This is a genomic window from Patulibacter medicamentivorans (assembly GCF_000240225.1).
GTDB classification, from domain to species: Bacteria; Actinomycetota; Thermoleophilia; order Solirubrobacterales; family Solirubrobacteraceae; genus Patulibacter; species Patulibacter medicamentivorans.
Window position 1 is genome coordinate 1 of sequence record NZ_AGUD01000118.1, and the last position, 10335, is coordinate 10335.

General features: G+C 74.4%; 13 protein-coding genes. 5 read left to right on the forward strand and 8 right to left on the reverse strand.

What is annotated here, in order from left to right; genetic code table 11:
* Positions 1-213 precede the first annotated feature (213 nt).
* Complete coding sequence (locus tag PAI11_RS09450; RefSeq protein ID WP_170320709.1) at positions 214-510, forward strand: hypothetical protein; 297 nt, start codon at positions 214-216, stop codon at positions 508-510.
* A 24-nt stretch (positions 511-534) separates the two neighbouring features.
* On the opposite strand, the gene ychF is transcribed toward PAI11_RS09450, so the two are convergent.
* A complete protein-coding gene (gene ychF, locus PAI11_RS09455; RefSeq protein WP_007573600.1) occupies positions 535-1620 on the reverse strand; it encodes a redox-regulated ATPase YchF in 1086 nt (361 codons plus the stop codon).
* Complete coding sequence (locus PAI11_RS09460; RefSeq protein ID WP_138974204.1) at positions 1617-2360, reverse strand: phosphatase PAP2 family protein; 744 nt, start codon at positions 2358-2360, stop codon at positions 1617-1619. The genes ychF and PAI11_RS09460 overlap by 4 nt, the downstream gene beginning before the upstream one ends.
* A 122-nt stretch (positions 2361-2482) precedes the next feature.
* Between PAI11_RS09460 and PAI11_RS24205 the strand changes: the two genes are divergently transcribed.
* Together PAI11_RS24205 and PAI11_RS09470 are read left to right on the forward strand one after the other, a co-directional pair.
* Positions 2483-3346, forward strand: coding sequence for a diacylglycerol/lipid kinase family protein (locus PAI11_RS24205; RefSeq protein ID WP_170320710.1), 864 nt, complete (start codon positions 2483-2485; stop codon positions 3344-3346).
* Positions 3343-3765, forward strand: coding sequence for a hypothetical protein (locus PAI11_RS09470; protein ID WP_007573606.1), 423 nt, complete (start codon positions 3343-3345; stop codon positions 3763-3765). Before PAI11_RS24205 ends, PAI11_RS09470 begins: the two co-directional genes overlap by 4 nt.
* 6 nt (positions 3766-3771) lie before the next feature.
* Here the strand turns inward: PAI11_RS09470 and PAI11_RS09475 are convergent, their stop codons facing one another.
* Complete coding sequence (locus PAI11_RS09475) at positions 3772-4299, reverse strand: winged helix-turn-helix transcriptional regulator (RefSeq protein ID WP_007573608.1); 528 nt, start codon at positions 4297-4299, stop codon at positions 3772-3774.
* 59 nt (positions 4300-4358) lie between these two features.
* On the opposite strand from PAI11_RS09475, the gene PAI11_RS09480 reads away from it, so the two are divergent.
* Complete coding sequence (locus PAI11_RS09480) at positions 4359-6500, forward strand: MMPL family transporter (protein ID WP_007573610.1); 2142 nt, start codon at positions 4359-4361, stop codon at positions 6498-6500.
* Between the two features lie 9 nt (positions 6501-6509).
* Here PAI11_RS09480 and PAI11_RS09485 read toward each other — a convergent pair whose 3' ends face one another.
* The 5 genes from PAI11_RS09485 to PAI11_RS09505 all read right to left on the reverse strand — a co-directional run bounded on the left by PAI11_RS09485 (position 6510) and on the right by PAI11_RS09505 (position 9544).
* On the reverse strand, positions 6510-6728 hold the full coding sequence (locus PAI11_RS09485; RefSeq protein ID WP_007573612.1) for a hypothetical protein: 219 nt from the start codon (positions 6726-6728) through the stop codon (positions 6510-6512).
* A 44-nt stretch (positions 6729-6772) separates the two neighbouring features.
* A complete protein-coding gene (mce, locus tag PAI11_RS09490; RefSeq protein WP_007573615.1) occupies positions 6773-7183 on the reverse strand; it encodes a methylmalonyl-CoA epimerase in 411 nt (136 codons plus the stop codon).
* A 131-nt stretch (positions 7184-7314) separates the two neighbouring features.
* Positions 7315-7512, reverse strand: a complete 198-nt coding sequence (locus PAI11_RS09495) for a hypothetical protein (RefSeq protein WP_007573616.1) — start codon at positions 7510-7512, stop codon at positions 7315-7317.
* 115 nt (positions 7513-7627) lie between these two features.
* Positions 7628-8215 (reverse strand): NYN domain-containing protein, encoded by a 588-nt coding sequence (locus PAI11_RS09500; protein ID WP_007573618.1) that lies wholly within the window; start codon positions 8213-8215, stop codon positions 7628-7630.
* Between the two features lie 12 nt (positions 8216-8227).
* Positions 8228-9544, reverse strand: a complete 1317-nt coding sequence (locus tag PAI11_RS09505) for a M20/M25/M40 family metallo-hydrolase (RefSeq protein WP_007573620.1) — start codon at positions 9542-9544, stop codon at positions 8228-8230.
* Between the two features lie 156 nt (positions 9545-9700).
* Between PAI11_RS09505 and PAI11_RS09510 the strand changes: the two genes are divergently transcribed.
* Positions 9701-10335: SDR family oxidoreductase (locus tag PAI11_RS09510; RefSeq protein ID WP_040599515.1), on the forward strand; the 635-nt coding region annotated here is incomplete at its 3' end.

The window sequence follows — 10335 nt, forward strand, 5'->3', positions numbered from 1 at the left end:
GCGCTTCGACGTGACCGTGCCGCGCGGCGATCGCTGGCGGGTGCGGGCCGGCGAGGTGGCGACCCTCGCCGCGCTCGCGCGGCGCGGCTGACCGCGCGCGACCGCGCGCCGCCCCGGGCGACCAGCGCCCCCGAGATCCGGCCCGGTCCCGGGGAGCGACGGGCCGGCGTGGGAAGCTCCCCCGATGCCGCCCGCCCCGTCCCGCCGTCGCTGATGCCCGAGCCACGGCCGGTGATCGAGATCGTGCTCGGCGACGACGTGCTGCGGCTGGACGGCACGGTCGTCGAGACGCTGCACCGGGCCGCCACCGGTCACCGCTTCCACGTCTCCCACGTCGCCGTCGAGGCGAAGGAGAAGCGCGGCACGCTGCACCTGCGCGTCGGCGTCGAGGTCGGCGGATCGATCGTCGGCGGCGTCCGGCTGTCGGTGCCGGAGGAGCGCCGCGACGAGGTGCTGGCGCTGTTCGCCGAGGCGCGCCGCCGCCGTGACGAGATCGCCGGCGGCGGCTGAGCCGGCGCGGGGGCGGCCCGCGCCTCAGTTCGTGTGCTTGACGGTGATCACGTCGCCGTCCTGCATCACGTAGTCGCGACCCTCGGTCCGCAGCGTGCCCTTGTCGCGAGCCTGGCTGTAGCCCCCGGCGTCCAGCAGCTCCTGCCAGCCGACGACCTCGGCGCGGACGAAGCCCTTCTGGATGTCGGTGTGGATCTCGCCCGCGGCGTGCCAGACGGTCAGGCCGCGGCGCAGGTGCCACGATTGCCCGCGGACGCCGGAGCCGACCGTGAAGAACGTGATCAGGTCGAGCAGCTGGAAGGCGCCGTGGGCGATCCGCTGGAGGCCGGACTCGGCGAAGCCCATCTCCTCGCGCAGCGCGGAGGCCTCCTCGTCGTCCATCTCGACCAGCTCGGCCTCCAGCCGCGACGAGACCGCGACGGCGACGGCGCCCATCGCGGCGGCGTGCTCGGCGATCGCGGCCGGGACCTCGCCCGAGGCGTCGTTCTCGTCGACGTTGGCCACGAACAGGACCGGCTTGGCGGTCAGCGGCGACAGCGTCTTGACCACGTTCGGGTGGTCCTCCGGCGCGGGCACCATCCGCGCCGGCCTGCCGTCGTTGAGCGCCGGGATCAGCTGCTCCAGCCAGGCCTGCTCGGCCTTCGCCTCGGCGTCGCCGCCGCGAGCCTGCTTCGTGACCCGCTCGAGCCGCCGCTCGGCCTGCTCGAGGTCGGCCATCAGCAGCTCGGTCTCGATCGTCTCGATGTCCCGCAGCGGGTCGACCGAGCCGTCGGGATGGATGATGTTGGCGTCGTCGTGGGCGCGGACGACGTGGACGATCGCGTCGGTCTCGCGGATGTTGGCCAGGAACTTGTTGCCCAGGCCCTCGCCCTTGTGGGCGCCCGCGACCAGGCCGGCGATGTCGTGGAAGTCGATGTGGTCGTAGACGATCTCCGAGGCGCCCATCTGCTCGGCGATCAGCTTCAGCCGCTCGTCCTCGACCGGGACCACCGCGACGTTCGGCTCGATCGTCGTGAACGGGTAGTTCGCCGCCTCGGCGCCCGACTTGGTGAGGGCGTTGAAGAGCGAGGACTTGCCCGCGTTGGGCATGCCGACGATGCCGATCTTCATCGGGTCGGTCCTTCCGTGGTGGTCGAGTCCTGCGCGCCGGTCGCCGAGGCACCGGCTCCCGGGGCAGGGCCGGCGGCGGCCGGCGGTGGGATCGGGCCGCCGCGGGCGCCCGGCTCGTGGCCCGGCGCGACGATCAGCGATCCGAGGCCGCGGACGAGCCGGCCGGTCACCGCGCCGAGGGTCGCGCCGACGAGGATGTCGGTCGGGTAGTGGACGCCCAGGTGCACGCGCGAGAGCGCCATCGCCCCGGCGGTCGCGAACAGCGGTCCCCGTGGCAGCAGCCCGGAGTACGCCGTCGCGGCGGCGAACGACGAGGCCGCGTGCGAGCTGGGGAAGCTCAGCTGGGTCGGCGTCGGCACCAGCGGCGGCAGGTCGCGCAGCTGCGGCCGCGGACGGCGGGCGACCTGCTTGACGGTCGTGTTGGCGACGTAGGCGGCGGCGACCGCGGCGACGCCGATCGCCCAGCGCTCGCGGCGGCGGCCGTCGAGCGCCACGCCGGCGCCGCCGATCGCCAGCCACAGCGCGCCGTGCTCGCCGGTGCGGGAGAAGCGCACGATCGCGTCGGTCGCACGCGGCGAGCGGGCGGTCGAGCGGATCAGCCGCATCCCGGCCAGGTCGGCCTTGGCGAACATCCGCCCGAACGGACCGTGGAGCGCGCGGGCGGCCAGGCTGCGGCGGGCGTCGATCGCCTCGCGTCGCAGCTCGCGGTCGGTCAGCATCGGTCGGGGTCGGCGCGCCACGCCGTGGAGGGTAGTCGGCGACGCGAGGGGCACGTATGCCGGCGCATCCCGGCACCTGGTTCGCTCGGCGGTCGTCGGCCACCCCGACGCCGCGAGCGGGCCGGTCGGGCAACATGTCCCGGGTGCAGCTCGCGTTGGTCGTCAACCCGAGGTCCGGCGCCGGACGCTCCGCGGAGCAGGTCGCGGAGCTGCTGGCCGGGCCCGGCCACGACGTCCGGACCTTCCCGATCGACCGCGCCGAGGAGGCCGCCGCCTCGGGTCCCGACCGGCTCGTGCTGGCCGGCGGCGACGGCTCCGTGGGGACCGCCTTCGCGGCCTGCGCGCGCCACGGCGTCCCGCTGGCGGTGCTGCCGGCCGGGACCGCCAACGACTTCGCCCGCGCGCTGGGGATCCCGCCGGGGATCGAGGCCGCCGTGCCGGTGGCGACCGATCCCGACCCGGGGCGGCGGACCGTCTGGGGCGGCTCGATCGACGGCAAGCCGTTCGTCAACGTCGCCTCGATCGGGCTCGGCGTCTACGCCGCCGAGCAGGCCGCGCCGCTGAAGCGGGTGCTCGGCCCGGTCGCCTACGGGATCGGCGCGGCGATCGCGACCGTCCGCGGCCGCGCGGCCCGGGCCCGCGTGATCGTCGACGGCGACGAGGTCTTCGACGGCGACGTCTGGCAGGTGCTGGTCGCCGCCTCGGGGTCGTTCGGCGGCGTCGTCCAGCTGCCGGTCTCCGATCCCGAGACGCCGGAGCTCGAGGCGTTCGTGCTGCCGGCCGGCCCGCGGCTCTCGCTGGTGCGGCGGGCATGGGGGATGCGCCACGGCGGCAATCGCGGCGGCGTCCAGGTCTTCCAGGGGCACCGGATCGTGGTCGACCTCGATCCCGATCGGCAGTGGAACGTCGACGGCGACGTCTTCGACCTCGGCGACGTGACGGTCGCCCCGCTGGGGCCGGTCGACGTGCTCGTGCCCCGCGACGGCGATCCGGAGGCGGCACGATGAGCGACGAGCGCCCGCCCGCGGTCGAGCCGGTCCGCGGCGAGGACCCGGAGGGGATGGCGCCGCTGGCCGAGCACCTGCGGCTGAGCCCCGACGACCCCGCGGCCCACAACCGCTCGCGCAACAAGCTGATCCTGCTGCTGCTGTTCGGCGCGCTGCCGATGCTGGTGGTCTTCATCGTCGTGATGACGTCGCTGGTCAACGGCCCGCCGGAGCCCGGCCGCGGCGAGGCCAGCCGCAGCCTCGGCGAGGTCACCCGCTACTGCACCTACGTCGCGCGCGACGACGCCGACTACCGGCTCTGCCTGGAGCGGACCGACGCCCGGCTGCCCGAGCGCGAGCGCTCCAACGCCGGGCGCTACGCCCGCGGCGAGCTGCTGCGGTGCCTGCCCGACGCCGGGCCCCGCTGCACCTTGCGCTGAGCCCGATCAGCCGCCGGCGGCCTGCGCCCGCTGCCGCTGCAGCTCGGCCAGGGCCGCGGGGATCTCGTGCGTGCCCCGCGCCTGGCGCCCGCCCGGGCCGACGCGCGGCGTCAGCTCGAGGAGGTTGAGCGGCTCGCCGCAGCACGAGCAGGAGACGGTCGCCGTCGTGTCGTGGCCGCAGCGCTCGTGGCGCATCACCACCGGCGGGCCCTCCGCGCCGGCCGTCCAGCGATCGCCCCAGGCCTGCATCGCGAGCAGCACCATCGCCAGCTCCGCGCCCTTCTCGGTCAGCCAGTAGTCGTGGCGCGGCGGATGCTCCTGGTAGGCGACGCGCGTCACCACGCCGTGCTCCTCCAGCGCCGCGAGCCGCTGGGCGAGGACCTTGCGCGAGATCCCGAGGTCGCGCTGGATCCGGTCGAAGCGGCTGATCCCGAGGGCCAGGTCGCGCACGATCAACGGCGTCCACCACTCGCCGAGCACGTCGATCGTGCGCGCGACCGAGCAGTGCATCTGGTCGAACGGGGTGCGCTGCATGGACCGACCCTACCGGAGCGAGTTCCTTGAGGGAACGGACTGGTGGTAGCGTGCCGGCGATGCTCGACCGGATCGCGGGACTCACCTGGCGGCGACCACGGCTGGTGCTGGCGCTGGTCGCCGTGGTCGCGATCGTCGCCGGGGCGGTCGGGCACGACGTCGAGCGCCACCTGCAGGCGGCCGGCTTCACCGACAGCGCCTCGGAGAGCGAGCGTGCCACGACCCTGCTGCGCTCGTCGCTGGGCTACGACCCGAACCCCGGGATCGTGGTGGTCGTGCGAGCCCGCGGCGGCGGCCGGCTGGACGTCGCCGATCCGGCCGTGCGGCGCGAGGTCGGCCGGCTCCACGAGGTGCTGGCCGGCGTCCGCTACGTCGGCCGCGTGATCGACCCGCTGCACGACCCCCGCGCCGGTCGCGGGCTGCTGGCCCGGGACGGTCGCTCGCTGGTGATCTCGGGCCACCTGTCGACCAACGAGATCGAGTCCAAGGGCGGCGACACCGCGACAGAGGCGGCCAGGCGGATCCGCTCGTCGCTGCTCGACGTCTCGATCGGTGGCTTCGCTCCCGGCTTCAACGAGGTCAACGACCAGACCCGCAAGGACCTCACCAACGCCGAGCTGATCGCGTTCCCGGTCCTGGCGGTGCTGCTGGTGCTGGTCTTCCGCGGCGTCGTGGCCGCGGCGCTGCCGCTGCTGCTGGGGGTGATCTCGATCCTCGGGACGTTCCTCGTGCTGCGGATCATGTCGGCGCTGGTCGACACCTCGCTGTTCGCGCTCAACATCACCACCGCGCTCAGCCTCGGCCTGGCCGTCGACTACGCGCTGCTGCTCGTCTCGCGCTACCGAGAGGAGCTCGAACGCCACGGCCCGGGCTGGGAGGCGCACCGGCGGACGGTCGCGACCGCCGGCCGGACCGCGCTCTTCTCCGGGGTCACCGTCGCGGTCGCGATGGCCGCGCTGGTCGTGATGCCGCAGCGGTTCCTCTACTCGGTCGGGGTCGCGGGCGCGGCGGTCGGCCTGCTGTCGGCGGCGATGGCGCTGCTGGTGATCCCGTCGCTGCTGGCGCTGCTCGGCCCGCGCGTGAACGCGCTGTCGATCCGCCGCGGCCCGTCGGTCTCGTCCGACTCCGGCGGCTGGTACCGGCTGGCACGCGCGGTGATGCGGCGCCCGGTGGTGGTCGCCGTGCTCAGCGCCGGGCTGCTGCTGGCCGCCGCCGCGCCGCTGCTGGGCACCGTCCTGACGGGACCGAGCGCCAAGGCCGTGCCGCCCGGCCAGCCGTCCTACGCGCCGAACGCCTACGTCCAGGCGCACTACCCGCGGAGCGTGATCGAGGCGGTCACGGTGGCGGTCCGCGGCCCGGTCTCGAACATCCAGCTGGACGCGCTGCGGCGGCGGATCGAGGGGATCCCGGGGATCGGGGCGGGCAGCCCGTTCGTGCGCGGCAAGGGCGAGGTCGCGTTCGCGAACTTCGCCCCCGACGCGCCGGCGCTCGACGCGCGCTCGCAGGACGCGGTCGACGCGATCCGCGACCTGCCGCCACCGGCGGCCGGCGCCAGCGTCCTGGTGTCGGGCAACAGCGCCCGCTTCGTCGACCAGCAGCAGAGCCTGATCGACCACGCGCCGCTGGTGATCGCGATCGTCGCCGCCGCGACGCTGCTGCTGCTGTTCCTGCTGACCGGCTCGGTGATCCTGCCGCTGAAGACGCTGGTGATGAACGCCCTGACGCTGGGAGCGACGCTCGGGATCGTGGTCCTCGTCTTCCAGCACGGCTGGCTGACGGGGCTGCTCGACTACCCGGGGCCGGACGCGATCGAGGTCACCAGCCTGGTCTTCCTGTTCGCGGTCACGTTCGCGCTGGCGACCGACTACGCGGTGCTGGTGATGGCGCGGATCAAGGAGCAGCACGACCGCGGCCTGCCCAACGAGCAGGCGGTCGCGTCGGGGATGGGCCGCACCGGCCGGATCATCAGCGCGGCGGCGGTGATGATCGCGGTCGTCTTCCTGGCGTTCGCGGTCAGCCCGGTCTTCTTCATGAAGCAGCTGGCCGTCGGGATGGCGCTCGGCGTCCTGATCGACGCGACGATCGTCCGCGCCCTGCTCGTCCCGGCCCTGATGCGGCTCTTCGGCGAGCGCAACTGGTGGGCGCCGGCGCCGCTCGCCCGCTTCCAGAGGCGGTTCGGGATCCGCGAGGGCGCCGACTAGGGCCGCCGGCTAGAGGCCGAAGCCGATCTTCTGCTCGTCCTTGTCGACCCGGATGAAGACGACCTTGTCGAGGTTCAGGTGGACCTGGGCGTCCTCGGCCTCGACGTCGGTCCAGCCACCGCCGGCGAGGGCGGAGCGCAGCGTCTTCAGCTGGGACTCGGTGAGGCGGATGGCGAGCGGCGGGGCGCTGTCGAGGCCGATGCTGACGCGAAGCTTGTCGTCGGACACGGTGGTCTCCTGGGGTCGGGTGACGGTCGGAAGGGGCGTCGGGATCAGTGCGCCGGCTCGGTCAGCTCGGTCAGCACCTTGCCGGTCGACTTCGGGTGCAGGAACGCCACCCGGCTGTTGCGGATGCCGACGCGCGGCTGCTCGTCGATCAGCGTCACGCCGCGCTCCTTGAGCGTCGCCAGGGCGGAGACGATGTCGGACGTCTGGTACGCGACGTGATGCATGCCCGGGCCGTTCTTGGCCAGGAACTTCGCCACGCCCGTCTCGGGGCCGAGCGGCGAGATCAGCTCGACGTGGTTCTCCCCGACGTCGAAGAGCACCGCCTCGACGCCCTGGGACTCGACCGTCTCGCGGTGGACGAGCTCGAGCCCGAGCACGTCGCGGTGGTAGGCGATCTGGTCCTCGAGGTCCTCGGGGGCGACGGCCACGCCGATGTGGTCGATCCGGTCGAACATCGGCCGCAGTCTATGAGAGCCGCGGCGCGGGCCGTTGGCGCACGGCGCTCGCGGCCCCGGCGGCGGCCCGGAACGCCGACGCCCGGCGCGGATGCGCCGGGCGTCGACCTGGGTCGGGCTGCTCGCCCGAGCTACTTCTTCTTGACGCCCGTGGTCGTCTTGTGCGTCTTCTTGTGGTGGTGCTTCTTCTTGTGGTGCTTCTTCGCGACCGTCGACACGGCGGTGCCGTGGTTCGGCTTGGCGCTCGGGGCGGCGAGGGCCGCGGCCGGGGCCAGGGCCAGGGCGGCCAGCGCCCCGACGGTGGCGATGGTGGGAGTGATGCGGGTCATGGGGGCCAGCCTGCCGGCGGCGGTTCACGGTCCGCTCAACATCGCGTTCCGGTGCGGGTGACCTGCGATTGGGATCGCGTTGGAGTGCTGGCGGGCCGCCGCTGGTCGGGCGCGCTCAGAGCTCGCCGAGCGGCTCCAGCCAGCGGCCCTCGCGCGGCAGGCTGGCGAAGGTCAGGCGCGGCAGCGGCGACTCGAACAGCCCGGGGACGTCCTCCAGGTCGACGACCTCGATCCCGTCGACCTGGACCAGCTGCGTGGCGTGCTCGGGGAAGACCAGCGCGGTCGTCCGGATGCCCGACGCGATCAGGACCTTGGCCGCCTCGGCGAACGCCATCCCGTCGTGGGACATCAGGATCGCCTCGCTCAGGCGGCCCTCGTCACGGCGCTCGTGGAGCAGCGCCAGGATGTCCTCGTCGACGTCGGAGTCGTCGCTCAGCTTCGGCTTGAGGAACATCCGGAAGCCGGACTGGCGGACGACCTCCGCCCAGCCGAGGACGCCGTTGAACGTGCGCTCGGTGACGTTGGCGAAGACCGCCGCCTCGGTCGTGTCGCCCGGCTCGGTGCGGTCGCGCAGCCAGTCGGCGAGGGCGTCGATCCGCGGCCGCTCCTTGCCCGTCGGCTTGCGCCGCAGGATCAGCTGGCCGAGCACCATGTCGATGTTCGGCGAGTCCCACAGCAGCAGGGTGTGCCCGGCGTCGCTCACCGGGTCATCCTGTCAGCCCAGCAGCCGCGCGACCACGTCGCGGTAGCAGCGGGTCGCGAAGTCCAGGTCGCGCTCGTCGATCCGCTCGTCCTTGGCGTGCATCAGCCCGGCCTGCTCGCGCAGCTCCAGGTGGCGGTGGGGGAAGAAGCCGTAGGCGACGCAGTCCGGGAACGCCGTCCGCCAGGTCCGCGAGTCGGTGAAGCCCGGCAGGAAGGTCGGGACGATCGTCGCCTCGGGCGCCTGCTCGCCGATCCACTCCCGCAGCGCGTCCATCAGCGGGCTCTGCTCGGGCGACGCGTTGCCGAGGATCGTCTCGGTCCACTCGATCTCGACGTCGTCGGGCAGCGGCCCGATCTGGTCGAGGATCCGGGCCTGCGCCTGGGCCTCGGTGAGCCCGGGCGGCACGCGGCAGTCGACGCGCAGCTCGGCTCGCGAGGGGATCACGTTGAGCTTGTCGCTGGCGGCGATCTGCGTCGGGGAGAGCATGATCCGGCTCATCGGCTCGATCGCGGCGGCCAGCGCCGGGTCCTCGGCTCGCAGCGCGGCGTAGGACGCGGCCGGATCGGCGCCGTCGAGCCCGAGCCCGTCGAGCATCGTCGCGATCGCCGGCTCGAGGTCGTAGGGGAACTCGGCGTCGGCCAGCCGCTGCAGCAGCGGCACCAGCTTCAGCAGCGCGTTGTCGCCGAGCCCGGGGGTCGACGCGTGCGCCGCGCGGCCGCGGGCCCGCAGCAGGAACCGGACCGGGCCCTTCTCGCCGACGCAGACGCCGTAGTGCAGCCGGCCGCGGAACGGCATCGGCGCGCCGCCGCCCTCGTTCAGCAGCAGGTCGCAGGCGGCCAGCTCGGGGTGCTCGCGGGTCAGCCAGACGGCGCCCTCGTAGCCGCCGACCTCCTCGTCGACGACCACGATCACCTTCAGCGCGCCGCGCGCGGGCCGCCAGCCGCTCCGGGCCAGGTCGATCGCCGCGGTCACCTCGGCCGCCGTCTGCGACTTCATGTCGATCGCGCCGCGGCCCCAGATCACGCCGTCGATCAACTCGCCGCCCCACGGGTCGTGCTGCCAGTCCTCGGGGCTGGCGAGGACCGTGTCGACGTGGCTCAGCAGCCCCAGGACCGGGCCGGCCGCGGCGGCCGCCGGATCGGTGGCCCGCAGCTCGGCCACCAGGTTCGGGCGCTCGGGGGTGTTGCCGACCGTCGTGACGGCGAAGCCGGCGTCCTCCAGCAGCCCGGCGAGCAGCTCGATCGCCGGCCGCTCGTTGCCGGGCGGGTTGACCGTGTTCAGGCGGATCAGCTGCTGCAGCAACCCGGTTGCCGACGGGACGTTGGCCATGGCGGCAGGCTAGATGATCGGTTCGGCGGCGCCGGCCGCCGCGGACGGGCGGACGACGGCCCGGCCGCGGTTGGTCCGGCCGGCGGGCCCGGATCCGGTCCTGTCGCGGCGCCCGACGGCGCTCTACGGTCCCGGCAACGCACGACGGGAGCGGTGATGCAGGTAGCGGTGATCGGCGGGACGGGGACGATCGGGAGGCTCGTGGCGGAGGAGCTGGCTGGGCGCGGCGACCGGGTGCGGGTGCTCAGCCGCACGCCGCCGGCGGTCGCCCTCGCCGGGACCGCCCACCACCGGGTCGACCTGGCCGACGGCGCCGGCCTGCGCGAGGCGCTGGACGGGGTCGACGCGGTCGTCGACGCGAGCAGCCGCCGCTCGGCCCGCCGGTCCGCCTGGCTGCCGCCGACCGCGCGGCTGCTGGCCGCGGCCGCCGATGCCGGCGTCGGGCACCTGGTCGAGATCTCGATCGTCGGCTGCGATCGCTCGCCGGTGGCCTTCCACCGCGTCAACGCGGCGCAGGAGCGGCAGGTCCTCGACGGCCCGGTCCCGGCCTCGGTCCAGCGCCTGACCCAGTTCCACTCGCTGCTCGACCAGGTCCTCGCCGCCGCCGCCCGCGTCGGGCTCTCGCCCCGGCCGCGGTTGCCGCTGCAGCCGATCGATCCGGCGGCGGCCGCGGCGGTCGTCGCCGCGGCGGTCCACGAGGGGCCGGCCGGGCGCCGCCCCGACGTCGGCGGACCGGTGGTGCAGCCCGCGGCCGAGCTGGCCGAGGAGTGGTCGGCGATCCGCGGCCCGCG

Excerpts from the sequence above, each read along its gene's own strand:
- PAI11_RS09480 (WP_007573610.1), top strand. The coding sequence starts at position 4,359 with ATGCTCGACCGGATCGCGGGACTCACCTGGCGGCGACCACGGCTGGTG.
- ychF (WP_007573600.1), bottom strand. The coding sequence starts at position 1,620 with ATGAAGATCGGCATCGTCGGCATGCCCAACGCGGGCAAGTCCTCGCTC.
- PAI11_RS09475 (WP_007573608.1), bottom strand. The coding sequence starts at position 4,299 with ATGCAGCGCACCCCGTTCGACCAGATGCACTGCTCGGTCGCGCGCACG.
- PAI11_RS09450 (WP_170320709.1), top strand. The coding sequence starts at position 214 with ATGCCCGAGCCACGGCCGGTGATCGAGATCGTGCTCGGCGACGACGTG.
- PAI11_RS09505 (WP_007573620.1), bottom strand. The coding sequence starts at position 9,544 with ATGGCCAACGTCCCGTCGGCAACCGGGTTGCTGCAGCAGCTGATCCGC.
- mce (WP_007573615.1), bottom strand. The coding sequence starts at position 7,183 with ATGTTCGACCGGATCGACCACATCGGCGTGGCCGTCGCCCCCGAGGAC.
- PAI11_RS09470 (WP_007573606.1), top strand. The coding sequence starts at position 3,343 with ATGAGCGACGAGCGCCCGCCCGCGGTCGAGCCGGTCCGCGGCGAGGAC.
- PAI11_RS09495 (WP_007573616.1), bottom strand. The coding sequence starts at position 7,512 with ATGACCCGCATCACTCCCACCATCGCCACCGTCGGGGCGCTGGCCGCC.